23 protein-coding genes and 4 pseudogenes are annotated in these 24,230 nt (G+C 68.6%); 18 read left to right on the forward strand and 9 right to left on the reverse strand.

Going from position 1 to position 24,230, the window contains the following annotated elements; genetic code table 11:
• The 3 genes and pseudogenes from ACWDKQ_RS23620 to ACWDKQ_RS23630 form a co-directional block, all read right to left on the reverse strand.
• Window positions 1-313 (reverse strand): annotated as a pseudogene (locus ACWDKQ_RS23620) (hypothetical protein); the annotation flags it as partial.
• A gap of 135 nt (window positions 314-448) precedes the next feature.
• Window positions 449-688 (reverse strand): DUF397 domain-containing protein, encoded by a 240-nt coding sequence (locus ACWDKQ_RS23625; RefSeq protein ID WP_450140929.1) that lies wholly within the window; start codon window positions 686-688, stop codon window positions 449-451.
• Window positions 685-1,527 (reverse strand): helix-turn-helix domain-containing protein, encoded by an 843-nt coding sequence (locus tag ACWDKQ_RS23630; RefSeq protein WP_450140930.1) that lies wholly within the window; start codon window positions 1,525-1,527, stop codon window positions 685-687. Before ACWDKQ_RS23630 ends, ACWDKQ_RS23625 begins: the two co-directional genes overlap by 4 nt.
• 112 nt (window positions 1,528-1,639) lie before the next feature.
• Here ACWDKQ_RS23630 and ACWDKQ_RS23635 point away from each other — a divergent pair, with 112 nt between their 5' ends.
• Both ACWDKQ_RS23635 and ACWDKQ_RS23640 read left to right on the forward strand, forming a co-directional pair.
• Window positions 1,640-1,852 carry a zinc finger protein gene (locus tag ACWDKQ_RS23635; protein WP_450140931.1) on the forward strand — a complete coding sequence of 71 codons (213 nt, stop codon included), beginning with the start codon at window positions 1,640-1,642 and terminating at the stop codon, window positions 1,850-1,852.
• A 105-nt stretch (window positions 1,853-1,957) separates the two neighbouring features.
• The gene (locus ACWDKQ_RS23640; protein WP_450140932.1) at window positions 1,958-2,257 is read left to right on the forward strand and encodes a hypothetical protein; all 300 of its coding nucleotides are present in this window, start codon (window positions 1,958-1,960) and stop codon (window positions 2,255-2,257) included.
• 167 nt (window positions 2,258-2,424) lie between these two features.
• On the opposite strand, the gene ACWDKQ_RS23645 is transcribed toward ACWDKQ_RS23640, so the two are convergent.
• The 3 genes from ACWDKQ_RS23645 to ACWDKQ_RS23655 all read right to left on the reverse strand — a co-directional run bounded on the left by ACWDKQ_RS23645 (window position 2,425) and on the right by ACWDKQ_RS23655 (window position 6,384).
• Entirely contained in the window at window positions 2,425-4,284 is a 1,860-nt protein-coding gene (locus ACWDKQ_RS23645; protein ID WP_450140933.1) for a dynamin family protein, read from the reverse strand.
• An 85-nt stretch (window positions 4,285-4,369) separates the two neighbouring features.
• Window positions 4,370-4,834 carry a nucleotide exchange factor GrpE gene (locus ACWDKQ_RS23650; protein ID WP_450140934.1) on the reverse strand — a complete coding sequence of 155 codons (465 nt, stop codon included), beginning with the start codon at window positions 4,832-4,834 and terminating at the stop codon, window positions 4,370-4,372.
• Entirely contained in the window at window positions 4,834-6,384 is a 1,551-nt protein-coding gene (locus ACWDKQ_RS23655; RefSeq protein WP_450140935.1) for a dynamin family protein, read from the reverse strand. Before ACWDKQ_RS23655 ends, ACWDKQ_RS23650 begins: the two co-directional genes overlap by 1 nt.
• A 203-nt stretch (window positions 6,385-6,587) precedes the next feature.
• Here ACWDKQ_RS23655 and ACWDKQ_RS23660 point away from each other — a divergent pair, with 203 nt between their 5' ends.
• From ACWDKQ_RS23660 to ACWDKQ_RS23680, 5 genes and pseudogenes are all read left to right on the forward strand, one after another.
• Window positions 6,588-7,685 carry a sensor histidine kinase gene (locus tag ACWDKQ_RS23660; RefSeq protein ID WP_450140936.1) on the forward strand — a complete coding sequence of 366 codons (1,098 nt, stop codon included), beginning with the start codon at window positions 6,588-6,590 and terminating at the stop codon, window positions 7,683-7,685.
• A pseudogene (locus tag ACWDKQ_RS23665) lies at window positions 7,580-7,957 on the forward strand (response regulator transcription factor); the annotation flags it as partial. The gene ACWDKQ_RS23660 and the pseudogene ACWDKQ_RS23665, both read left to right, overlap by 106 nt.
• A gap of 64 nt (window positions 7,958-8,021) precedes the next feature.
• A complete protein-coding gene (locus tag ACWDKQ_RS23670) occupies window positions 8,022-8,810 on the forward strand; it encodes an HAD family hydrolase (RefSeq protein ID WP_450140937.1) in 789 nt (262 codons plus the stop codon).
• A gap of 244 nt (window positions 8,811-9,054) precedes the next feature.
• Window positions 9,055-10,002, forward strand: a complete 948-nt coding sequence (locus ACWDKQ_RS23675; RefSeq protein WP_450140938.1) for an ABC transporter ATP-binding protein — start codon at window positions 9,055-9,057, stop codon at window positions 10,000-10,002.
• A complete protein-coding gene (locus ACWDKQ_RS23680) occupies window positions 9,999-10,724 on the forward strand; it encodes a hypothetical protein (protein ID WP_450140939.1) in 726 nt (241 codons plus the stop codon). Before ACWDKQ_RS23675 ends, ACWDKQ_RS23680 begins: the two co-directional genes overlap by 4 nt.
• 708 nt (window positions 10,725-11,432) lie before the next feature.
• Here the strand turns inward: ACWDKQ_RS23680 and ACWDKQ_RS23685 are convergent.
• Window positions 11,433-11,900 carry a universal stress protein gene (locus tag ACWDKQ_RS23685; RefSeq protein WP_450140940.1) on the reverse strand — a complete coding sequence of 156 codons (468 nt, stop codon included), beginning with the start codon at window positions 11,898-11,900 and terminating at the stop codon, window positions 11,433-11,435.
• Window positions 11,901-12,135: 235 nt separating this feature from the next.
• Between ACWDKQ_RS23685 and ACWDKQ_RS23690 the strand changes: the two genes are divergently transcribed.
• From ACWDKQ_RS23690 to ACWDKQ_RS23725, 8 genes and pseudogenes are all read left to right on the forward strand, one after another.
• A complete protein-coding gene (locus tag ACWDKQ_RS23690; protein ID WP_450140941.1) occupies window positions 12,136-12,708 on the forward strand; it encodes a hypothetical protein in 573 nt (190 codons plus the stop codon).
• Between the two features lie 144 nt (window positions 12,709-12,852).
• Window positions 12,853-13,497, forward strand: a complete 645-nt coding sequence (trmB, locus tag ACWDKQ_RS23695) for a tRNA (guanosine(46)-N7)-methyltransferase TrmB (protein ID WP_450140958.1) — start codon at window positions 12,853-12,855, stop codon at window positions 13,495-13,497.
• 132 nt (window positions 13,498-13,629) lie between these two features.
• Window positions 13,630-13,911 carry a nuclear transport factor 2 family protein gene (locus ACWDKQ_RS23700; RefSeq protein WP_450140942.1) on the forward strand — a complete coding sequence of 94 codons (282 nt, stop codon included), beginning with the start codon at window positions 13,630-13,632 and terminating at the stop codon, window positions 13,909-13,911.
• A 166-nt stretch (window positions 13,912-14,077) separates the two neighbouring features.
• Entirely contained in the window at window positions 14,078-15,040 is a 963-nt protein-coding gene (locus tag ACWDKQ_RS23705; RefSeq protein WP_450140943.1) for a DinB family protein, read from the forward strand.
• A gap of 122 nt (window positions 15,041-15,162) precedes the next feature.
• Window positions 15,163-15,477 (forward strand): annotated as a pseudogene (locus ACWDKQ_RS23710) (nitric oxide synthase oxygenase); the annotation flags it as partial.
• A gap of 94 nt (window positions 15,478-15,571) precedes the next feature.
• Window positions 15,572-15,832 carry a nitric oxide synthase oxygenase gene (locus ACWDKQ_RS23715; protein WP_450140944.1) on the forward strand — a complete coding sequence of 87 codons (261 nt, stop codon included), beginning with the start codon at window positions 15,572-15,574 and terminating at the stop codon, window positions 15,830-15,832.
• A gap of 65 nt (window positions 15,833-15,897) precedes the next feature.
• A pseudogene (locus tag ACWDKQ_RS23720) lies at window positions 15,898-16,074 on the forward strand (nitric oxide synthase oxygenase); the annotation flags it as partial.
• Window positions 16,075-16,076: 2 nt separating this feature from the next.
• Window positions 16,077-16,364 carry a hypothetical protein gene (locus tag ACWDKQ_RS23725; RefSeq protein WP_450140945.1) on the forward strand — a complete coding sequence of 96 codons (288 nt, stop codon included), beginning with the start codon at window positions 16,077-16,079 and terminating at the stop codon, window positions 16,362-16,364.
• A 303-nt stretch (window positions 16,365-16,667) separates the two neighbouring features.
• Here the strand turns inward: ACWDKQ_RS23725 and ACWDKQ_RS23730 are convergent, their stop codons facing one another.
• Together ACWDKQ_RS23730 and ACWDKQ_RS23735 are read right to left on the reverse strand one after the other, a co-directional pair.
• Window positions 16,668-18,896, reverse strand: coding sequence for an FtsX-like permease family protein (locus ACWDKQ_RS23730; protein WP_450140946.1), 2,229 nt, complete (start codon window positions 18,894-18,896; stop codon window positions 16,668-16,670).
• Window positions 18,893-19,600 (reverse strand): ABC transporter ATP-binding protein, encoded by a 708-nt coding sequence (locus tag ACWDKQ_RS23735; protein WP_450140947.1) that lies wholly within the window; start codon window positions 19,598-19,600, stop codon window positions 18,893-18,895. The genes ACWDKQ_RS23730 and ACWDKQ_RS23735 overlap by 4 nt, the downstream gene beginning before the upstream one ends.
• A gap of 275 nt (window positions 19,601-19,875) precedes the next feature.
• Between ACWDKQ_RS23735 and ACWDKQ_RS23740 the strand changes: the two genes are divergently transcribed.
• The 3 genes from ACWDKQ_RS23740 to ACWDKQ_RS23750 all read left to right on the forward strand — a co-directional run bounded on the left by ACWDKQ_RS23740 (window position 19,876) and on the right by ACWDKQ_RS23750 (window position 24,093).
• Complete coding sequence (locus ACWDKQ_RS23740; protein ID WP_450140948.1) at window positions 19,876-21,678, forward strand: sensor histidine kinase; 1,803 nt, start codon at window positions 19,876-19,878, stop codon at window positions 21,676-21,678.
• Window positions 21,675-22,334 carry a response regulator transcription factor gene (locus ACWDKQ_RS23745; protein ID WP_450140949.1) on the forward strand — a complete coding sequence of 220 codons (660 nt, stop codon included), beginning with the start codon at window positions 21,675-21,677 and terminating at the stop codon, window positions 22,332-22,334. The genes ACWDKQ_RS23740 and ACWDKQ_RS23745 overlap by 4 nt, the downstream gene beginning before the upstream one ends.
• Before the next feature lie 418 nt (window positions 22,335-22,752).
• Complete coding sequence (locus ACWDKQ_RS23750) at window positions 22,753-24,093, forward strand: amidohydrolase family protein (RefSeq protein WP_450140950.1); 1,341 nt, start codon at window positions 22,753-22,755, stop codon at window positions 24,091-24,093.
• Window positions 24,094-24,230 lie beyond the last annotated feature (137 nt).

Below are 24,230 nucleotides of genomic sequence, written 5' to 3' on the forward strand. Positions count from 1 at the left end.
GCCCCCGCAAAATCGGACCCATCGTCAAAGCCGCACTCGTACTCACCCAATTCGAACACGGCCGACTCGCATAACCCCCTACTGAGATCACCTCAATGAAGCAGTCACCGAAGATACCGTTTGTGATCAAACGCTGCGCAACCCCGACATTGTCCTGGACTGCAGCGGCTTTTTCCTCGTAGACCTTGGCGACGCGTTCGGCTGCCTCCGGGTCCATGACGAGCTGGCCGTTGTCGACTGCTGCACGTAGCCCCTCCGCCTGTCCGGCCAGTGCGCTTGCGCCTGCGGCTAAGTCTTCCATCCCTGTGGTCAACGCAGCTCCCCTCCACGTTCGTGATCACCGCCGGTTACACGGTGGTATGATCACGAACGCAGAGAGTACAAGAGCCAGGTCCCGGCCCGGACAACATTCGTGAAACGGCTCCACGAACCGCCCAGACGGCCCAATTCACCAGCGGCGATCTCGCAACCCCGAGACGAACGCCACCCACTGCCGTCGGGGGAACATCAGCACGGCCCCATCCCGGTCCTTCGTATCCCGAACGGCGACGATGCCCGGCCCGTCCCGGACCTCAACGCAGTTTCCTTGTGGGCCGCTTCGGCTCGACTTCGACCAGCCCACCTCGACGCAGTTGCCCTCGGCCGCGCTGCGGCTGGACTTGCGCCAGCCGGTTAACTCGGGCGTCATTTCGCCTCGCTCTCGTACTGCTCCAGGTACTTCTGCAGTATCTCCTGCGAGGCTTCCAGGCCGGAAGCGTGATCTTCCAATCTCTCCACTGCATCGAAGAACAGCGCTACGTCGTCTGGCTCGTCAATGAACGCACCCGATCGCCGCGCTTCGAGGTACACGACGGGACGAGGCTTGCCGAACTCGAAAAGCACAAAAGTGCCGCTCAAACCTGCATGTGCGCCAATGGACAGCGGGATTACCCGGACCGTGACGTTCGGTTCCTCGCAGGCGGAGATGATCTTACGTAGTTGATCGGCCATCACTTTGGCGCCGCCGATTGGCCTCGTCAACGCGGTCTCATCAATGAAGCAACGCAGCGTCGCTGGATCTCGTTTGCTCAGAATCCCTTGCCTGACTTGGCGAATCGACACGTGGTCGTCAATCTGATCGTCGGGAACGCCGGACGCTTCCATCACTGTCCGTGTGTATGCCCTGGTTTGAAGCAATCCGGGCAGCACGTTGAGCGTCACGTCAGTGATCGTCTTAGCGCGTTGCTCCGCATCGATCAGAGCCGTCAGCTGCTGAGGTAGCTCGCGGCCGAGCTCCCACCACGCCGGTTCGCGGATGTCGCGGGCCATCTTGAGCAGGCGTTCGCGATCTCCGCCTTTCATGCCGAGAACGTTGAGGATCGCTTCGACGTTCTCTACCAGAATTCCGCGCCGTGCGGTCTCGATCCGGCTGACCTTTGCCTCGGACCAGCCCAGCACGTGAGCAAGCTGCCGCGCGGTCAAGCCCGCCGCGTTGCGGGCGGCTCGAAGTTCCTTCGCCAGAGCGCGTGCTCGTGGGGTGTCCGACATGGGCACAGCTTACGAGTGACCGACCACCCGTTTGATCTCGCTCTTTCGTGTAGTTGATCAACTTGCCCATGTTGAGGCAAACTTGCCTCAACATCTTCGAGGGGAGATCCCGATGTCCGACTACTTGACCTACGTCTGGCGCCCGGTCCCGGGCGGCCGTCACGCTTTCCCCATCGCAGCAACGAAAGTCCCAGCCAGCGAGCGGGTGAAGGCGTTCTGCGGGGCAGAAGCGGGCGCGGCCGAGCTGCATGATCGGTCCGAAGTGGACTGGATTCGGGAGGACACCTGCATGCGGTGCTGGCATACCCTCACCACCCGCCTGTGACCACCTGAGGACGGCGCAATTTCGCGAGAAATTGACCGTCACCCGGATGAACGCCAATTTCTCGCGAAAATTGATACCCCTCGCTCAACCGAAGGAGAACCACCGATGTTCTGGATTCAGCTCAGCACGTTCGTCCTGTTCAACCTGCTGATCCTCGCCCTGCTCACCACCCAGTTGCCCGCGAGAGCCATCGCGTTCTCAACGGGCCAGCACGCCGGAGGCGGCGAAGGCGCTTACGCCGTCTGGCACCTCATCGCCGACATCGAAGCCGAAACTCACGTCGCGGCCGAAGAACACCGCACGGAACAAGAACATCCCCACATACCAACGGGATTCCCCACCACAGACCCAGACGACCCCGACGGCTTCGACGAGCCCACCGGCCGCCACCACCTCCGCACCTGAGCCATCAGGTCACCTCGAAAAAATTACCCAGCCCGGCCGATGTGGTGTCCTCCCCGACCTCCGCCATATCGGCCCTTCCCCGGTGACCGGGCGCGAACGCCCCCTCCCGCGCGCCCGGTCACCGGCACCCCGCAACCGCGCTTCAGACCCGCGCGGGTTCGTTCGGATCAGTTGGCGGTGTCGCGGAGGTTGCGGATGCTGGCGAGGAGGTTCTCCGCGCGCTCCCGCCCGGTGGTCGCTTCGGTGAGGCGGCGGTTGACCGTCTGGAGCTGGCGGCTGCGTTCCGCGGCGTCCATCTTCAGGGCCTTGTCCACCTCCCGCAGCTCCCCCTCGATCGCCTCGATCCGCCTGGTCAGGGCGTCGTCGAGGGCCAGCGAAAGCTGCTGCTCCGCCTCGATCAACTGCTCTGCGACCAGCTGATCCAGCGCCGAGCGGGCGTCCGCGATGGCCTCGGTCAGCCACTGCTTCAAGTGCTGCTTGTCGGCCGCGTGCTTGCGGGTCCGCGCCATCCACCAGCCCACCCCGAGGCCGAGCACGATCGTCACCGGTAGCACCACCGGGTTCAGCGCCGCGATTCCCAAGCCCGCCAATGGCATCGCCGCCGCGCGGCCGACGCCGAGTCCGCCGGAGACGCCCATGAACACCAGGAGCTTGTCCTCGGCAGTCGGCGGTCGCTTCTCCGGTGGGCGCAACGCGATCGGCGCCTGCAACCCGCGCGCGAACTGCGAGCGGATCACGTCGAGCTCCTCGGCGGAGAACAGCTCCCTCAACGACTGCTCGGCGACTGTGGCCAGCCGCGCGGACAGCATGGCCGCGACCCGGCTCGACGCCATCTGCAACGCCACGTCGACCTGCCGCGGCAGCTCGGCGAGCTGGTTGCGGTCGGCGCCGTCGATCGCTCGCCGGAACCAGTTCTGCACATCCCGCACTTGGCGGGTCACCTCGTGGCTGGTCTCGACGCGGGTGCGCTGGATCTCGCCGCGCAACTTGACCTGCCAGCCGCGCGTCGACGAGCGCCGCGCGGTGGTCAGTTCGTCGCGCCGCGCGCGCAGCGACTCCGCCTCATCCTCGCCGACGGTCAGCGCGCGCTTCTGCGCCTCCAGCCGCGCGGTCAGCTCACCGAGCACAGTGGACAGCGCGCGCATCGTGTTGGCCTCGCCGAGCATCGCGGACCGGCCGCCGATCAGCCGTTCCAGCTCGGTGCGCAGCTCGGTGATGCCGGACTTCTCGCGCAGCATTTCCGCGGCCTGCTCGCTGGGTGCCTTCGCGGCGAGTTCCTGCATCCGCGCGGACACCGGGAAGATCGGCACGTCGGCGAACCGCGGCGCGTGCTCCACCAGCAGCTTCCGGTCCGCTTCCAGGACTTGCCGCCAGCCGCGGTGCTGGTCGGTCTTGGCCAGCGCGAACACGACGGTCTCGACGCGCTCGGCAACCCTCTGCAGGAACTCCAGCTCGCCCCTGGTGAAAGGGGCCGACGCGTCGACGACGAACAGCAGCGCCGTCGCCGAGCCGGCCGCCTCCATCGCCAGCTCGCCGTGCAAGGCGTCCAGCCCGCCGACGCCAGGGGTGTCGACCACGGTCACCCGGGCCAGCGTCTCGATCGGCGCGGTGATCTGCACGTAGCGCGGTGGCAGCTGCCCCTCGGGCAGGTCGCGGCCGGCGCCCGCCCAGCTCGGCAGCTGCTCCAGGTCGAACGGAACCGGCTCCTGCTGGCCGGGGTAGCAGGCGTGCGCCGCCCACTGCTGGCCGTGCGTGAACTGCAGGTACGTGGCGGTGGCCACATCGGCGTCCACAGGGGACAGACCCGGATGCCCGACCATGGCGTTGACCAGTGAGCTCTTGCCCCGGTTGGTCTCCCCGACCACCACGACGCTGGGCGTTTTCGGGCGGCCGCGCCGGACCTGCTCGACCCACTCGGCGGCGCTCGGGTCGGCTTCCCGCAGCACCGCGTGCAGCTTCTCCCTGGCTTGCTTGACCTGCTGCGGCAGGGTCGCGGCGACCGCGACGCCCGGTGCATTCGGCGTCATGTCTACCCCGCTCCTCTCGATACCTGCCTGGACCGCGCTCGAACTCGGGAATTGTCCCCGACCGCGTTGATCACCGGAAGGCGGATCACCGCGCCCGGAGCCGGTAGACGGTCACCACCGGGGCGCGCAGCACGCGGTCCCCGTCGGCGAAGCCGAGCACCTCGGTCTCGGCGACCACCCCGTCCAGCTCCAAGTCGTCGGTGGGCGTCGTGCCGCCCGCCTCGTGGTGCGCCGGGTCGAAACGGGTACCGTCCGGGCGCAGCGCCGAGACGCCGATCCCGCGCAGGCCCTCGGACAGCCGCTCCACCACTCCTGCGCTGCGGGCCCGGTCCATCGCGTACATGCACAGCTGGATCAGCGTTGCTCGTTCGGCCAGTGCCTTCTCGAGCGGATCTATGCCGATATCGCTGGTCACGGCGGTCATGTCGATCCCCAACCCTGCGTCGACGTCCGGAGCAATGGCCGTGCCCTCACCAGGATCGGACGCCTCCGGTACCCCACCGGTTCCACGTTCGGGTGATTTGTTGCGTCGCCAGCCCCGCACCGACATCACCCGGACCGCAGCTGCTGCCAGATCAGGAAGTACGCCCGGTGCACCACGTGCGCGATGCGGCTCTGCGCGGGCGTGGCGCCGAACGACGAGAACGAGCGCCACCAATTCGCCCGCTCCAGTGCGTAGTCGGTCAGCTCGTAGCGGTGCCGTCCCGGCAGGCCGAGCTGCTCGCCGGCGTCGTTGCTGCTGCCGACCCGCATCACTTCTTCGGCCAAGTCCGCCGGCATCGCCACCGCCCCGGCCGCGACCAGTGTCAACGCCTCCAGCACCCGCAGTTGGTGCGCCTCCGGCTTGGCCAGCAGAACCTCGATCGCGTCGTGCACCCGCTGCCGCTCGTCCTGGTCGCCGGAGGCGTGCGCGAGCGCGGTCACCGAAGCAAGCGCCGCCGCGGCCTTAATGCCGTCGGCCCGCGCCCGGAACACCGAGTCCAGCCGGTTCAGCACCGAAGCCAGCCCGGAGGAGTCCAGCAGCCGCCGCCGCAGCGCGCCCGCGGTGATCTCCGGTTCGGCGTCGATCGCCGCCAGCGCGCACCGGATCCCGTAGAGGTCCATCCGCTCCAGCAGCCGGCTGCGGGTGCCGGCGGGCACGTCGCATTCCCAGCTGGTGAACAGGTCCGCAGACATCAGCAGCGTTTCGCGGGTTGCCTCGTCCAGCTGGGCCAGGGCGCGCAGCGCCTCCGCGTCGGCGGCGGTAAACCCGCCGGATTCGGCGGTCTCCGCGAGCAGGCCGATCACCGGCAGCACGTCGGCGACCTTGGGCTTGAGCAGCTGCGCCTGTTTCTCGGCGAGCAGCGAGGCTGCCTTCCACACCTCGCCGTCGGAGTCCTCGACGGAGCTCGGCTCGATGGTGTCGGCCTTGTTCAGCACCGCGATCGCGTTGACCGGCCCCGCTTCCCGGCTGGCCGTGGCAGCGGTGAACGCGGCCAGCGCCTGCTCGTCGTCGGCGCGGACGCCCTGCGTCACCACGTAGAGGACGGCTTCGGCCCCGGCGACCGCGTTGCGCGACACCGGGTCCAGCTCGGGGTCGTCCTCGCCTTCTTCTCGCGTGCGGGTGCCGAGCAGCTCTTCGGTGCGCGCGACGGATGCGGCGTCCAGCGAGCCGAGCCCGGGGGTGTCGATCACGGTCAGGTCGTGCAGCACCGCGTTGGTCAGGTAGGCCTCCAGGTGCGAGACCTCGTCGATGTTCACGCCCAAGTCGGCGGGGATGCCGCCGTCGGCGTCGAACGGCACGGCCTGCTTCTTGCCGTCGTGGAAGATGACCTCGACGCGGTCCACCGTGCCGTACTGGAAGCGGGTGACCAGCCGGGTGCACTCGCCGACGTCGGTCGGCGCGACCCGGCGCCCGATCAGCGCATTGACCAGCGTGGACTTGCCGGACTTGATCCGGCCCGCGACGGCCACCTGCAGCGGCGCGGACAGCCTGCGCAGCACCTCGGCGAAGCCGGCCGCGGTCCGCTCGGACACCTGCGGTCGCAACCCGGTGCACAGCCGTGCGACCGCCGCCGATAGCGGGCCGGGCCAGTGCTGCTGCTCGGTTGCCGTACTCAACGCCGACCTTTCAGGGGTGTGCGACTCGCTGCGCGCTACATCCTGCCACGCAGATCTGATGGGTCGGGTCGAGTCGCTCGATAACCACCCGCCGCGTCGGCCCTGAGGGGCAGCCCGGGTCAGGGCGGATGCGACCAGGGGCTGAGGCGATTCGAGCCCGTGGGATGACGTCGGCTCGCCCGCCGACCGCATAACCTCGCTTGGTGCGGAAACTGAGCCTCTGGTTGCGGGCGCACCCGTTGGTCGGTGACAGCGGGATCGCCACCTTCATGCTGCTCCTGCACCTGGGTGAGCTCGGCGGCGAAGGCGATCTCGCGGTCGGCATGCCCACTGCGCTGTTCGTCTTGGCCGGGTTGCTGCTGAACGTGCCGGTGTCAGTGCGGCGCATCTGGCCGGTGCAGTCGGCGTACGTCGTGCTGCTCGGCCTGGCGATCATGGCGGTCCCAACCCAGGGGCCGGAAGTCACCACGACGACCGTGGTGCCGAGCATGATGATCTACACCCTGGTCGCCTACGTGGGGCGTTGGAAGGCGGCGGTCTACACCGCGCTGACCGGTGGTTTCTTCCTGCTGCGGCTGTTCACCGGCGATGAGGCGCCGGAGGACCTGCCCACGCTGGTCTTCGTCCGGGTCCTTTTCTTCGTCATGCTGGTCGGTTTCTGCTGGGTGCTGGGCGAGTTCATCGGGGCCCGCCGCGCGTACCACGCGGAGGTGGAAAGGCGGCTGCACAACCTGGAATTCGAGCGCGATCAGCAGGCCCGCATCGCGGTCGCCGAGGAACGCAACCGGATCGCGCGGGAAATCCACGACGTGCTGGCGCATTCGGTGAGCGTGATGGTGACGCAGGCCGACGGCGCCGGTTACGCCCTGGGCAGCAACCCGGACCTCGCCGAACGGGCGTTGCAGGCGATCGGCAGCACCGGCCGCGAGGCGCTCGGCGAGCTGCGCAGCTTGCTCGGTGTGCTCCGCGACGGCACGGAGCACGACCTCGCCCGCATCCCGCAGCCCACCGCGGCCGACCTCAACGAGCTGGCGGGCCGGGTGCGCGGGCTCGGGCTAACCGTGTCGATGAAGCTGACTGGCGACTTCACCGGACTGCCGACCGGGATCGGGCGCAGCGTTTACCGGATCGTGCAGGAGTCGCTGACGAACGTGGTCAAGCACGGCGGCACCGGCACCAAAACGTCGATCCGGGCCGCAACGGGGCCAGCGGCTTCCTGCTCAAGGACGCGCCGCCGGAGAGCCTGGTCACCGCGGTGCGGTCGGTCGCCAGCGGTGACGCGGTGGTCGCGCCCAGCGTGACGAAGCGGTTGCTCGACCGGTTCCTGAGCGAGCGCGTCGGCCAGCTGCGGGACGCGTCGGTGCTGGACGCGCTGACGGACCGGGAGCGCGAGGTGCTGGTGCTCGTGGCGAAGGGGCTGTCGAACGCTGAGATAGCGGGCAAGCTGTTCCTGTCCGAGGCCACCGTGAAGACGCACCTCGGCCGCGTCCTGTCCAAATTGGACGTCCGGGATCGGGTGCAGGCGGTGGTGCTGGCCTACGAAACCGGTCTGGTCAAGCCAGGCGAGGCGTGAATTGCGCCTCCAACCAGCCACTTCGGGGCGCATCGGCGGCTAGCCTGCGGTGGTGACCGACGCCGTGTGGAAGCCCCGACTCATCGCCCTCGACGTCGACGGGACCCTGCTCGATCCGGCCACCCAGGAGATTTCCGCGGTGGTCCGGGCGGCCGTGCGCCGCGTGGTCGAGGCGGGCGCCCAGGTCGTGGTGTCGACCGGCCGGAGCACGCTCGCAACCCTGCCGATCCTCGACGACCTGGAGCTGACAAGCGGAGTCGCGTTGTGCTCCAACGGCGCGGTGCGGGTGGACGCGGCGACGCGGGAAGTGCTGTCCGTCGAGACCTTCGAGCCGGGGCCGGTGCTCGCCGAGCTGGCCAGGCGGCTACCCGGCGCGATCTTCGCAGCCGAGGACCTCGGTGCGGGCAGCCTGGTGACCTCCAGGTTCCACGAGGAGGAACTGCACGGCCCGCAACAGCTGGCGTCGCTGGACGAACTCGTCAGCGTTGCGGTGCCGCGGCTGATTGCGAACTGGGTGGATCACGAGCCGACCGAGGTCGTCGAGGTGCTGGCCGGAATTCGGTTGCCCGGCTGCACTTTCACGCTGGACCACGACGAGCCGTGGGTCACGGTGGTACCGGAGGGCGTGACCAAGGGCTCGGCACTGGAGAAGCTGCGCACCGAACTGGGCATCGCGAGCGAGGACACGTTCGCCGCCGGTGACGGGGACAACGACATCGAGATGCTGCGCTGGGCGGCGCGCGGTGTCGCGATGGGACAGGCGCCGGAGGCCGTGCGCGCCGCGGCCGACGAGGTCGCCGGTCCGGTCGCCGAGGACGGCCTGGCCGCAGCACTGAACTGCTTGTTCCGCTGAGTGCTGGCTGCGTGGTGGTGCGGGTGGGGGAACCTCGGACGCCGGACTTTGGGATCGCTGTTTCGCGCACGTCCACAAGCTCAGGGAGAACCCTAAGAGGTCATCATACTGGTGGGGGTCGACTACGACTCCAGTCTGACCTCAGGTCCAGACGCTGGGGCGATGCCGGTGCGAGGGTCGACCAGGCAGGCTTAGCGGTGTGGCCCGGGTGGGCCGCGGCATTGTCGGCCGGACAGGAGTGATCATGATCGAGGCGATCGGCCTCACTAAGCGCTATGGCTCGAAAGTCGCGGTGAACGATCTGTCGTTCACCGTGAAACCCGGCCGGGTAACGGGTTTTCTCGGTCCCAACGGAGCCGGCAAGTCCACCACCATGCGGATGATGCTTGGCCTGGACCGGCTGACCGCGGGTGAGGTGCGCATCGACGGCAAGCCCTACCGCGAGCTGACGCACCCGCTGCGCACCGTGGGGGCGCTGCTCGACGCGAAGTGGGTGCACCCCAACCGGTCCGCGCGCACCCACCTGCAGTGGATGGCGAAGTCCAACGGCATCCCGGCGAAACGGGTCGACGAGGTGCTCGCAATGGTCGGCCTGGAGGACGTCGCGCGCCGCAAGGCGGGAGGGTTCTCGCTGGGCATGTCGCAGCGGCTCGGGATCGCCACCGCGCTGCTCGGTGACCCCAAGATCTTGCTGTTCGACGAGCCGGTGAACGGGCTCGACCCGGAGGGCATCCACTGGATCCGGCGGTTCATGCAGGGCCTGGCTGCGGAGGGGCGCACGGTCTTCGTCTCGAGCCACCTGCTGTCCGAAATGGCCCTGACCGCCGAGGAACTGGTGGTGATCGGCCGCGGCGAGCTCATCGCGCAGTGCAGCACTCAGCAGTTCGTGGACAACGCCGGCACGCAGGGCGTGCTGGTGCGCTCGCCGAGCTCGGCGCAGTTGCAGCAGTTGCTGATCGCGCAGGGCCTGAGCGCGCGGTCCACGGCTGCGGACACGCTCTTGATCGACGAGGTCGGCACCGAGCAGATCGGCGAAATCGCCGCGCAGCACGGGATAGTGCTGCACGAGCTCACCGCGCAACGGAGCTCGTTGGAGGACGCCTTCATCCAGATGACCAGTAACGCAGTCGAATACCAGACCGGTCGCGGCGCCGCCTCGTCCGAGCTGACGGCCTCGGAGGTGGCCCGATGACCCTGCTCGCCGTCGAACGGATCAAGCTCTTCTCCACCAAGTCCCCGTGGTGGTGCACCTTCCTCGCGCTGGGGATGACCATCGGGTTCGCGATGCTGTTCGCGGCCCAGGCCGAAGGCGACATGTCGGTGCCGATGACGCAGGTCGGCTACCAGTTCGGGTTGATGGTGGTGCTGGTGCTCGCCGCGCTGTCGATCACCACCGAGTACCGGTTCGGCACGATCCGGGCGACCTTCCAGGCGGTGCCGAACCGGACCACCGCGCTGCTGGCCAAAACGGTGGTCGTCGCCATGGTTGCCCTGATCATCGGCGAGGTGGCCGCGTTCGGTTCCTGGGGCGTCGCGAAGCTGCTGGCGACGGGCTCCGACCTTGCGTTCGCCACCGCTGACGACTGGCGCCACGTCGCCGGGGTCGGCCTGGTGTTCGCAATCAGCGCGGTGTTGGCGGTCGCGGTCGGGGCCCTGCTGCGGCAGACGGCCGGCGCTGTCGCCTTGCTGCTGCTCTGGCCGCTGTTGGTGGAGAGCCTGGTCGGCCTGATTCCGAAGGTCGGCGGCGACGTGCGGAAGTGGATGCCGTTCAACGCGGCCGATCACTTCATTTCGGGCACCGCAGGGGTCGGCGAGATGCCGTTTGGTCCGTGGGGCGCGCTGGCCTACTTCGCGGCCGTCGCGGTGGCCGTGTGGGTGATCGCCCTGATCAGCGTCCAGCGACGTGACGCATGACCTGCGAGAACTGATCTTGAGTCGAACCTTCCATGATCAACTGGACAAAGGCCCAGTTGGGCGAGGGAAAGCAAAACGTTACCCGGCCCGGCGGAGAGTCTGATCACGTCAACCGATAAGATCGGGGGCAGAAGATCGAGCCGCAGACGTCGCCTACTCGGTGCGCCGTAACCGTTGCGGCACGCAGTGTCCGCACTGGACATTTGCGAGGGCTGACGTCGGGGCCGACAGGCACGACCAAATTCGACCGACTGCAACAGCGCTCGGGGGCGCCGGCGGTCGGGACGGGGGAGGGCCCGGGCTGTCATTCGGGGGATGGCCCGGGCCCTGTGCTTTCTGAACCTTTAGGTGATCCCCACGGCGACACGAGTGTGAATGCCGGCGCGCAACTTTCGGGTTCGTGCCGCTGATCGACCTGCGCGGTGGGACGTGCTCGCTGACGCCTGGTGCGAGGGAACCGCTGCGCAGGGCGCTGTCCCACGCCGAGCGCGTGGGCGACTGAGCGGTAGCGGTTTCCGGCTGCTCACATGCTTTATCGCGCAGGCTCCGTTGACGCGCCGAACCGCAGCTGCAGTCGCAGCTGCACTCCTTCCTCCGCACTGGCAACGCTTTCGCGCGAGAGCCTGCACGCCCCGAGGTGCCGCAGCGATTTCGCCCGAAATCGCCCATCCGGTGCGGGCAGAAGAAGGGGCGGGCTACCTGCTCCCGTTAGACGTTGGGGCGGACCACCAGCACCGGGCAGGCCGCGTGGCGGACGCACTGCTCGGCCACCGACCCCAGCATCAGGCCCGCGAACCCGCCGCGGCCCCGATGGCCGACGACGAGCAGGTCCGCTCCCTTCGACGCCGACAGCAGCGCCTGCGGTGAGGGTGAGTGGACCACGTGGATCTGGACCGAAAGCTCGGCGTGGTCGCCGAGCTTGTTGGATACGATCCGTTCCGTGTCCACCACCACCGTCTGCTGGAACTGGTCCAGGCTCGGCACGACATTTGGCGGGCAGTCCGCCGGTCGCGGCGCTGTCCGGAAGCTCCAGGCCCGCACCACGTGCAGAACGGTGTTGCGGCGTCTGGCTTCTTCGGCCGCCACGAGCAGGGCGCGCAGCGACGATGCGGAACTGTCCACACCGACCACGACGCCGCCATCGATCTCCACCTGTTGGATCGTCTGATCTGGCACCTGTCCACTCCATCTGTACGAGGTCGAGTTGTCGAGCCGATCAGCGGTGTATCAGCCCAAGAAGTTGCAGATACGTGATTTTAGACACAATTAACATGACTGTTTCATTCTTGATATTCGCTGTGGTAAGGCATAAGTAGGGATGTCCCGAACCAGCGTCGCTTGGGGGCATGCGTTGGCCGAGGGCGAGTTTGGGCTCGCAACTTTCTCAACAGCAGAAGGGTGGGGCCGAATCATGCAGTCGAAGGAGCGGTCGGCAGTCCAGGCGCAGGAGAGCGGTGCGCGAGTGCGGCGGTCTGTGAACGACGTCCAACTGGAGCCGGTGCCCAGACTGGAGTGGTCGCTGGCAACGGAGGCGCACCCGCCCGCGCTGGAGGCCGCAACACCCGCATCGCTGCGTCGGAGCTGGATCCACACCGCACCCGAACACCAGGTGCTCGGACTGTTCCGCAAGCTGCACGGCGCCAAGCGCCGACTGCCCGCCCCATGGTGGCTTCGGGCCTTGGACCGCGGCGAGATCGAGTCGCGGGACACCGCGTTCGAGGTCGAGGACGATGCGCAAGCGGTGCTCGGTTCCCGACCAGGTTGGGTCTTCGTGCCCTGGGCCGGGGCCGGCGAGGCCGGGTACTGGGAGTACGCGCCGTCGGACCGCGCGCCGATGCGGATGCCCACCACCGTGGTGCTGACCGACAGGCACCGGGGATGGCTGAACGTGGTGCCGGCGCACGGCGACACCGAGCCGGTTCCGGTGCCGGTCAAGAGGCCCACCGGCCTGGTGGCGATGTTCCCGCAGATCGAAGCCTGGTGACCCGCCGGCCCCGCCTTCGGGCAGGGCGGGGTTCGGTCGCCGGGGCTCGCCGCCCGTTTGCGATACTGGCTCCCCGTGAATGCCTCTGACCAGCAGGTTCCGTTCCGTCGTACCGTCGTCAGCTACGTCCAACGCGGCGAGCGGATGACGGTGGGTCAGCAGCGCGCCTGGGACCGGCATTGGTCCGAGTTGGGTTCCGATGTGACCGCGCTGCCCGAAGGCCCGTTGGACCTCGCGACCTGGTTCGGCCGCTCCGCCCCGGTCGTGCTGGAGATCGGGTCCGGCATGGGTGAGACGACCTCCCAGCTCGTGGCCGCCCAACCTGACGCCAACTACCTGGCGGTCGAGGTCTACAAGCCTGGCCTGGCCCAGTTGATGCTGCGGGCCGAGAAGCTGGAGGTCACGAACCTCCGGCTGCTCCGCGGCGACGCGATCGTGTTGCTGCGCGACCACATCGAGCCCGCATCGCTGGCCGAGGTCCGCATCTACTTCCCGGACCCGTGGCCGAAGAAGCGCCACCACAAGCGCCGTCTCGTGCAGCCCGACTCGGTGGCGCTGATCGCTTCCCGGCTTGCGCCCGGCGGTGTGCTGCACCTCGCGACGGACTGGGAGAACTACGCCGAGCAGATGCTGGAGGTCTGCCAGGCGGAACCGCAGCTGTGCAACCGGTACCCCGACGAGCCGGGTGGTTGGGCCCCGCGGCCGGAGTGGCGGCCGGTCACGAAGTTCGAGAACCGGGCGCACGAAGAGGGCCGCGAGATCCGCGACCTGATCTTCGAACGCATCTAGCCCGGTTCGATCGGGACGCCTTGTCACTGCCATCTGCCATCGTCTGAAGGGGATCCGCTCGAGCAGATGGAAGATGAAGGCGATGACGAACGGATGCCAGCGTGCTGGAACGGCTCAACGCCGGTGACGTCGATGGGCTCGTGGCCGTTGTACGAGCCCGACGCGATCCTGATCGTGCCGACCGGCAGGGCCGTCGGACACCGGGCGATCCGTGCGGAGTACGAGCAGCTCGGGGCGGCCAAGCCCGAGTTCGCGCCGGGTGAAACGCCGGGTGAGACGCAGCCGGCGATCCGCAAACGGCGATCTGGCGCTCATCTCGGTTCGGCTGGCCGGTGGCGGCGTCACCGTCGAGGTGGCGCGCCGCCAGTCCGACGGTACTGGCTGTGGGGCATCGACCAGCCCAACCTGCTGTGAGTTCAGGCGGATCGGGCTCGCAGGCGCCTATGTCGGATCGTGCGAGTTGCTCGTGCCAGAAGAGGAAGCGGCTGACAGCACAGTGCTGTGAAGCGCGCGCTGGTGCCCGGTCTGCTTGGCTGAAACCGGTTCTTGCGCGCCCGTGATTCGGGTGATCGGCTGCGCAATGTCGCGGTGTGACGGATACGAGCCGGGTGGTGATCTCCGCCCTCCCAGCCTCAACGTCGATGCGAAGACGACGCTGCTGGGCTTCCTCGACTACTTGCAGGATGCGGTTGCCGCCACGGCGGTCGGCGTTCCCGAGCCGGATGGACGCGCCCCGGGCGTGCCGTCCGGCACCAGCATCCTGGGACTGGTCAAGCACCTGACGGCGGTGGAGATCAACTGGTTAGGTTTGGCGTACGCGGGCGCCGACATAGCTCTCCAGGACGGCGACGCCCAACCCGCCGCGGGCGAAACGCCTGACGACCTGATCGACGCCTACCGCGAAGCGGCGCGGCGGTTCAATGAGATCGTGGCGGCCCTGCCCAGATCGGACGTGCCCGGCGCGCCATCGCTGCGCGAAACTCCGCCGCCGTTGATGCGTTGGGCCTTGGTCCACATGGTCGAGGAGACCGTTCGACACGCGGGCTACGCCGGCATCCTCGGCGAGCAGTTCGATGGTTCGGCCGACCGTTCAGCCCTGTCTGGAAGCGCCGGGTCAGAGCTCGCCGAAGCCGTGCCCTTCCGCGAACTCCGGTGCCGTCATGCCCATGATGACCAGGTAATGGTGGCCTCCGGCGAAGAATTCGTGGTCGCGCAGTCGACCTTCGGAGACGAAGCCGGGCTTGTCGTGCAGCGCGAGCGACGCGGCGTTGTCGGCGCGGATTCGCGCTTCGCACTTGTGGTAGCGGCGTTCGCCGAACATGAAGCGGAGCAGGAGCACGACCGCGTCGGACGCGTATCCCCGCCGCTGGTCGCAGGCACGGCATCAGCTTTGTCGAGCGGCCGGCCGGTTGCTGGCGGCGATTGGACGTCGAGGTTCGCCCGCAGCGCCGTCGGCCCTTCCACTGATCGGCATCGACCGGCCGGCCAAATCCGTGATCGACATCGAATTTATTCACCCGATTGGGCCGTCAAGAGTGGCTGATGTCGAGCCGAAGATTGTTACTAGAAGTGGGCTGACACGCGATCGGGCTTCGCAGGTTCACCGGAAGGAAGAACGCGTGCGAAGTGACGAGTAATCGGTGATCGCAACTACGTTACCGGGACGTGACGGCTTTCCGGGGTGACGTCTTCCCGATCCAACAACGTTTGCCGGAGACCGACGGCAGCCTCGACGAGGCGATCCATCTCGCCAGTCGGTCTCAGTCGGCCACGGATCTTTCGGCGGCCGAAGAGTTCCTGCGAACCTTCCACGAAGCACATCCCGAGGCAGGACCCCTGGACCGGATACTTTCCGAGGTCCGCCAGGAGATCGCCTATACCGGCACCTACCGGCACACCAGTGCGGAACTCACCCATGGCGCACGAGTGGCGCTGCGCGACAGCGGCTGGTGTACGACCGGCGGGCAGTGGGATCGGCTGCAGGTCCGCGACCTGCGCGGCCTGAGCAACGCCTCTGCGATCGCCAGCGAATGCTTCGAACCGGCTGGCCACCAAGTCGGGACGAATCCAGCCGATGGTCACCGTTTTTCCCCCGGACTCACCGGATCGCCCCGGCCCGCGCATCGGGAACGAACAGGTCGTCCGTTACGCGGGGTACGCGCTCTCCGGCGGTGGCGTGCTCGGCGACGCCCGGTACCAGGGATTCACCGCCGAGGTCCAGTGCCTGGGGTGGAAGCCGCCGAGCCAGCGCAGCCAATTCGACCACCTACCGCTCGTGGTGGAAACCGCCCACGAAGGCGCCAAACTGGTGACCGTTCCGCGCGACGTCGTGTAGGAAGTTCCGTTGAGCACCAGGATTTGCCGTGGTTCGTCGAGCTGGGACTCCGCTGGCACACCGTGCCTCTGATCAGCAACATGCAGCTGCTCATCGGCGGCATCCGATACCCCGCCGCGCCGTTGAACACCTGGTTCGTGAAAACCGAGATCGTTACCCGCGGACTGGCCGACGACCACGCGTACGGCATTACCCGGCACGTGACCGAACGACTGGGCATGGACACCTCCACCGAACGAACCCTGTGGCGGGACCGGGCGATCGAGATCAACCGGGCCGTGCTCTTCTCGTTTCCGCGCGCGTCACGATCACCGACAACCACGGCGAGGCGCTGCGTCGGCTGGCCTTGCTGCGGTCCGCGCCCGGGGCCGATGCCCGCCGACCGACGTTCACCGTCACCAAGGAAGCGGCCCAACGGATCCGGCCTGTAAAACCGCCCGGCTCCCAGTCCCCCGAACCGCCGAAACTCCCGTACGACGCGCTGTCGTGGATGAGCCGCCGCTGCTCGGGTACCGGCTCGTCCGAGGACTGACCTGTGACTGCTGCGCACCGTCGCTCGTCGAACGACGAGCGGTCGCGAAGCGATCCACGACTTCGGGGAGAACCGAGCTGAGCGACATGAGCACCAGCAGCGAGAGGGCGATGATCGCGCCGGCGGCTGAAACAAGGGTGACGAACATTTCTGCCCTCCCAGGATCTTCCTTCTGGCACTTCGAGCATTGCCTTTCGGCCGGGTATTTCGGATCGGTCATGTGGTCGGCCCGGGATGGCCGACCGGCCAGTCCCGCCCCGCTGCGGAACTGGCCGGATGGTCACTGGCGGGGCTACTCGCCCATTACTCGTCGGTGATGGGCTCGGCGCTGATCCGGCGCAGCATCGGGCCGCTGATGGAGGCGGCTAGCACCGCGACGGTTACCCCGATCACGACGGGGGCGAAGATCCAGCCGCTGATCACTACGGGCGTGTCCGAGCCGAACAAGCTCAGCATCGACATGCCGACCGCGATGCCACCTGCGCCGGCGCCCAGCGTCGCGACCAGCGCGGGCAGCGCCGCCTCGGTCCGCAGCGCACGGCCCAACATGCGCACCGGGGCCCCCGCCGCGATCAACGCGCCGATGGTGCGTCGGCGGTCGACCACCGACGATGCGGAGGTGATCGCGGCGCTGCTGCCGGCTAGCAGGGCGGCGAGCGAGAGCCCGATGGCGGTCACCCGTTTGAGATCGCCCAGCATCGTCTGCTGCTCCTCCAGCCGCAGCTCTCGGCTGTTGAAGCTGTCGCCCGGAAGCGCCATGGCTAGCGCGGTCCGCACTTTCTCCCGGTCCGCGTCGGTCGCCGGGTTCACGGCCAGCGTCGATTCCCCGACGTTGGCGATCTCGCCGGGCACCAGCGCGGGATCGATCAGCACCGAACCGCTCAGCTCGGGGTCCTGGCCGCCGAGCGGGCGCGTCACGACGTTCGCGGGCAATCCGAACTCCGGTGGCTGCTGCGCGGTACCCGACGCCGGGATGGGCGAGACCCGCAGACCCGAAGGCGACAGCTGCGTGCCCGGATCGACGCGGATTGCCGGTGGGCCAGCGCACAAGCCGACCGCCATCCGGGTCACCGCCGCTGCATCCGGGCAGCTGATGACCAGACCGGCGTACGTGCCACCCTCGGAGGTGACCAGTGCGACCGGTTCGGCTCGCACGAGGGTGGCCTTCGCGCCGCTGCGGCCCAACTCGTCGACGATGCGTTTCTGCTGGTCAGCTGCCTGTGCTGCCGGTACGTCGAGGTACAGCACGGAGTCCTTGAAAGACCGGCCGCCGCCGGTGAAGGTCTCGAAGCTGGGCAGCAGGGTCAGCGCCATCGACCCGACGAACACCGCCAGGACGATGCCGGACACGGACCGGTAGGCCGCCTTCGGATCGCTGCGCAACCGCCGACCCGCAAGCAGCATCGCCGGGCGTCGCCAAGCGGTGGCGAACAACTTGCCAAGCACCCCGGTCAACCACGGCCCGATGACCGAGGCGCACAGCAGCACCGCCGCGAGCGCCGCGAGCAGGAACGTCAAGCCGCCGGTTTCATCGGCCGTGTAGAGCCCGAACGCGAAGAACCCCGCTGCCGCGGGCAGCGCGAACAGCCGCCACGCCCTGGGCACCTTCCTCGACTGGCTCATCGCCGCGCCGACCGGCGCCCGTACCACTCGGCGCATGCCCAGCACCGCCGCCAGCACCACCAGCAGCGGGATCGCTACCGCCACCGCGACGAGCGTCGGCAACGACGGCGTGAAGTCGCTGGGCAACCAGGTGCCGCCACCCCACAAGATCTGCGCCCCCAGGTACCGCAGAGGCCAGCTCAGCACGAGCCCGACGACGGTGCCCGCCACCGCGGCGACCGTTGTCTCCGCGGTGACCGTGCCGACCACCTGCCCCGGCGTTGCGCCGGCCAACCGCAGCGCCGCGAGCCGGCGTTCCCGACGTGCGGCGGTCAGCTTGGCGGCCGACGCGACGAGCACGAGGCTGGGAATGGCCAGCAGCACGATCCCCACCCCGGCCAAGAACTTCAGCAGGAAGTCGTCTGTGCTGGCCGCGCCCCAGCCTGAGTCTTCGGCCTCCGCGGCGTCCAGCGTGCCCGGCGGGTGCCCGACCAGCGCGACGAGCTGCTCCGGGAACTTCAGCGACGTCTCGTCCAGCACGCCGACCACATGGCCGGAGAACCGGTTGGCGAGCTCTTCGCGCGGATACTTCTCAGTCAGCTCGGCCAGCCGCGGCGACAGCAGCACCTCGCCTGGCTTGGGGAACTGCGGTGCGCTGCCCGCCGGGGCCCGATCGCCCGAGACGTCGAGCCGGATGATCCGCTCGTTCTGGAAGAAGTCCTGGCTCGCCACCGAGATCGCGCCGGAGGGATCCACGGCGCCGCCTTGCCACGACGCCCGTTCCATCCGGGCGTTCGTCGCGTTCGGCAGGGTCGCCAGGAACAGGATCAGCGCGGTGGCGACCGCGACCCCGGCGGCGGTGAGCACCGCCGACAGGCGACTGCGGGAGTCCATCCGCAACACCCGAAGCGCCAGCTGCACGGGAATCATCCGACCATCACTCCGCCGACGATCAGCCCGTGGCGGATCTCCACGGTCCGCCCGGCCTTGCCGGCCAGCTCGCGGTCGTGCGTCACGATGACCACCGCCGCCTGGGTGGCTGCAGCGGCGGCGAACAACGCCTGCGTGGCCTCCTCCCCGGTGCGGGTGTCCAGCGCGCCGGTCGGCTCGTCGGCGAAGATCACCTTCGGGCGGTGCGCGAGGGCCCGCGCGATCGCCACCCGCTGCGCTTGGCCGCCGGAGAGCTCGCCGGGCAGACGCTTCTCCAGCCCGCCCAGGCCGAGCCGGGCCAACCAGTCCCGCGCGCCCGCTAGCGCCTGCTTGCGGTCCGCCCCGGCCAGCAGCAGCGGCAGCGCCGTGTTCTCCTCCGCCGTCAACTCGCCGACCAGCAAGCCCTGCTGGAAGACGAAGCCGAACTCTTGCCGACGCAGCGCGCTGCGCTTGGCCTCCCCGAGTTGGTCGATGCGGTGCCCGTCCAGCAGCACCTCGCCGCCGTCCGGGCGGAGGAGCCCGGCCAGCACGTGCAGCAGCGTCGTCTTGCCGGAGCCCGACGGACCGACGATCGCCATCACCTCGCCGGTGTGGATCGACAGGTCGACCCCGGCAAGCGCCCGGTACGAGCCGTAGTTCTTGAGTAACCCGCGCCCCACCAGGAACGGTCCCCCGGGCCGCCGATCGACGGTTGAAGCCGACATTTTCCTTCCTCCTGCTCGTTTCGCGCAGCTAATGCCGTTCGTCGCCAGGCGGGCCCGTGCTCGCCGTGCCTGCGGTTGCTCGCGTTCGTGCTGCGGCGGTCAAGATCTCGATGCCCGCGTGGTGCGAGCTCGCTCGATTCGAGACTGGCGGGCGGAGACGGATTTCGGATCGGCTGCGGGGCCGTTGATCGACGGGCGAAGCTCGGCCGATCGGTCAGGGCTTTCGAACCATTCGGCCAAGGTGTTCGAGTCGGGGCACCGGCTACGGTCGGGCTGTGAGCAATTTCGCGACAAGCCCCGCAACCGAGCCGGTCGCCCCGTGGTGGCGCCGGCTCGGCGATTTTCTGCGCGAGCAGTGGATCTTCGCGGGGCTGCTCGGGTTGCTCTGGTGCGGCGACACGCTGGGGCTGCTTTCCAATCGGGGCGCTGCGCTGATCCCGGGCGTCACCGCGATGGCGCTGCTGGCGATCGCCGGTCGGCGCGCTCCGCTCCGGTGCGGACTCGCGGCCGCCGTCGTGCTGTGCGGCACAACGGCGGCCGGCCGGCTGACCGGCGCGTACTTCCACTCGCTGGGGCTGGAGAAGATCACCCCGACCGAGAACCTTGCGGGTCTGCTACTGGTGCTCTACCTGTTCCGCTACCACCCGCTGCGCAAGGCCGTTCCGGTCACCGCCGTGCTCGTGGTGGCCTGCGTCGCATCGGTGCTGGTGCGCACTGGCTCGTCGGTCGTCTACCCGTCGAACGGGTTCGGCCAGACGCTCAGCTTCGGGTTCCTTCAGCTATTGCTCACCGTGGGCACCGGCATGTACCTGCGCAGCCGGCAGCCCGCGCAGGAAGAGGTCCGGGACACGCCATTGCGCGCGCTGGTGCGTCGGCAGTGGCCGGTGATCGCGGTGCTGAGCGTGCTGGTCTTCCTGGAGTTCACGAAGAACTGGGACAACTCGCTGCTGGCCGGCCTGATCTTGCTGCTGTGCGGCGTCGTGCTGTCGGTGCTGGCCGTCTTTGGGCCGAGCCGGCCGTTCGAGGCGGCGGTGCTCGGGTCGACGGCGCTGGTGCTGACCGCGTTGGTGATGCGGTTCTGGGGATTGGAAGCCTCGGTGAGCATGATCGGCGGCGTGCCCTTGGCCTCCACCGGGGCGGGGATGCTGCTGGTGACCTACGCGACGCGGCACGCGGAGCCGCAGCGCGCGGTGTGGGCGGGTGCCGCGCTGGTCTTTTCAGCCCTGTTCGCCCTGTTCGTGATGCCGGTCGACTCGTCGTCGCTCGACGCCTGGAACGGCTTCCTGCAACCGGTGTTCACGGGCGGTTTGTTGCTGGTCATCTCCGTCGGCACCGGGATGTACTTCCGCGCGCGGGACTCGGAACGCGCGAAGACCGTGCGCAGCGCGGTGTCGGACGCGCAGCAGGCCGAGCGGATGGCGCTGGCGCGGGAGCTACACGACGTGGTGGCGCACCACGTCACCGGCATCGTGGTGCAGGCCCAGGCCGCCCAGATGGTCGCGGAGAAGAACCCGAAGGCGGCGACCGACGCGTTGGCGCGCATCACCGACAGCGGCACCGAAGCGCTGACCGCGATGCGGCGGCTGGTCGCGAGCATGCGAGGTGCTGAGCCGGCCGGCGCTTCGTCGGCAACCGAACAGGCCACGACCGATCTCGAAGCGGACCTGGAAGCTCTCGTGGGAGCCACTCGACGCCTCCCGGTCGGCGACCACGCAGCGACCACTTTGGACCTCCGAGTGGATCTCGGTCGTGAGATCCCGCCGGAGGTCGCCCGATCCACGCTCCGCGTGGTGCAGGAATCCCTGACCAACGCCGAGAAGCACGCGCTCAACGCGAGTTTCGTGCAGATTGATGTCCGAGCCGACCCGATCAACGTGTACGCGCGGATCACCGACGACGGCACGGCGGTGCGCCATCAACCGGTTGGCGGGTCGGGCGGATACGGTCTGGTGGGGATGCGGGAGCGGATCGAACTGCTGGGCGGCCGGTTCCGGGCCGGTCCGGGAGAGCACGTCGGTTGGTGCGTCGAGGCAGTGCTGCCGTTGGCGGAGCAGAACGGGGAAGTGGGACAACGATGATCCGGGTGTTGATCGCCGACGACCAGGAGCTGGTGCGCGCCGGTTTCCGGATGATCCTGGAGTCCCAGGATGACATCGAAGTGGTGGCCGACGTGGCGACCGGGGTGGACGCGGTCCGGGTCGCACGGGAGAAACGGCCGGACGTGTGCCTGATGGACATCCGGATGCCCGGGATCGACGGGCTGGAAGCGACCAAGCAGCTGGCCGGCCCCGATGTCGCCGACCCGATCAAGGTAGTCGTCGTGACCACCTTCGACCTGGACGAGTACGTCGACGGGGCGTTGCGCAACGGGGCGAGCGGTTTCCTACTCAAGGACGCCGGTCCGACGCTGCTGCTGGAGGCGATCCGGGCGGCGGAGCGCGGCGACGCGCTGGTCTCGCCGCAGATCACGGTGCGCCTGCTCAAGCACTTCGCGCAGCCGCAGGTTCAACGCCGCGCCGTGCCGAAGCCGACCGTGGAGCTGACCGAGCGCGAACTCGATGTCGTGCGGGCGACCGCGCGTGGTCTGACCAACGGCGAGATCGGCCAAGAGCTGTTCATGTCGCTGTCCACGGTGAAGACCCATCTCGCCGCCGCGCAGGGCAAGATCAAGGCCCGCAACCGGGTGGAGACTGCGGCGTGGGCGTGGCGCAGCGGGTTGATGGACCACGCGTGATCCCTCGCCCTGCACGGGTCGTTCGGGAGTGGCGCTGCGGGACGATCCGGCCAAACGAGTCAGTATGCGCATCGCGTCGGGTCTCCCTTATTTTGCAAGGAGTTTGGTGAGCGCGGCGTGGTTTCCGTGGCGGATGCTGTTGGCCTGATGTTGATCGCGGCGTTGCCCAAGGCGTCGCGCAACCGTTGTCCTACCCGTTCGGGGCCGGCCGACAGTCTGGTTGGGACTGGCCGATCGAACGAGGTCGACTGACCGATCAGCCGAGGTCCGGGGCCTGGAACCCGGCGATGCTGGAGTCATGACACAGCGGATGCAGGACATCGTTCTCGCGGCAGTGCTGGCCGGGATCGCGGGGTTGGCGGGGGTGATCATGTTGCTCGTCATAAGCACGGGTGGCGGCGCATAACCGTCGGGCAGAATGCAGGGCATGCCGATCGCACTACGCCTGTACTCGCCCATGGTCCTGCCTTGCGATCCCGGTTGTTCGGTGATCCGGGACGCCGTGGTGGACGTCGACGGCGAGGGGCGCATCGCGTACTGCGGGCCGCGCGTCGGCGCGCCAGAACGTCCGCACGACGCGAATGTCCGGGAATGCAGCGGAATCCTGCTGCCGGGCTTGATCAACGCGCATGCGCACAGCCCGATGACGCTGCTGCGGGGGATGGGCGGAGACCTGCCGTTGCTGCGTTGGCTGCACGAGGTGATCTGGCCGGCCGAAGCGCGGCTGCGGCCATCGGACGTCCGTGCCGGGATGGAGCTCGGGTGCGTCGAGATGCTCAGGGCCGGGGTCACGACGAGCGCCGAGATGTACTTCATGGGCGAGGCGGTGGCCGACGCCACGCTGGCGGTCGGGTCCAGGGTGGTGTTCGCCTCGGCGGTCATCTCCACCCCGGCGCTGGACAAGCTCGGCGGCTGGCAGGGCATGGTCGACCGGATGAACCGGTGGATTGACGCCGACGGCCTGCGATTCGGGCCCGGTGATCGGGTGGAGCTGGCCTACGGGCCGCACTCGGCGTACACCCTTCCGCCGGAAGCGTTGCAGGCGATCGGCGAGTCCGCGCAGCAGCGTGCCGCGCTGGTCCACACGCATGTGGCGGAAACCATCGCCGAAGACACCGAACAGCGCGCGCAGTTCGGTTCGGTGCCCGCGTTGTTGGAGAAGCTCGGTGTGCTCGACGGCCGGGTGCTCGCCGCGCACGGCGTGCACCTGTCGGACGACGACATCAAGCTGTTCGCGCGCCGCCGGGTGGGCGTGGCGCACTGCCCGGGGTCCAACGCGAAGCTCGCCTCGGGGACCGCGCGGCTGGTCGATCTGCTCGCTGCCGGGATTCCGGTGGGGCTGGGCACCGATGGGCCGTCCAGCAATGACGATCTGGATCTGTGGGAGGAGGTGCAGTTGGCGGGACTGTTCGCGCGGGCCGTGACGGGCGATACGACGGCGCTGAGCGCGGGTGCGGCGCTGCTCGCCGCGACGCGGGGCGGCGCGGAGGCGCTGCACCGGAGCGACATCGGCACCTTGGAGCCGGGGCGCTGGGCCGATATCGTGCACCTGGACGTCGACGACCCGGCGTTCGCCACGGGCCTGGACGCGCCGGACGATCAGGTGCTGGCGAACGTGGTGTGGGCGGCCGGATCCCGGTGCGTCCGGGACGTCTGGGTCGCTGGTGAAGAGGTACTGCACGGCCGCGAGCCCACGCGCGTGGACCGGGGCACCGTGCAGGCCGCAGCCCGCACGGCGTCCCAGCGCATCCGGGGCTGACGGCCCGACGGCAGCGGAGCGCACCGAGAAGTGCGGTGGCGTGTGTCTCGCCCGGTACGCCACCGCTGCCAGCTGGCGCTAAATCGACGATGGACCCCGACCCCACAGGCCGCCGGTCGTCCGGATCGTCTGCCCGG

This window comes from Saccharopolyspora sp. NPDC000995 (assembly GCF_053599315.1).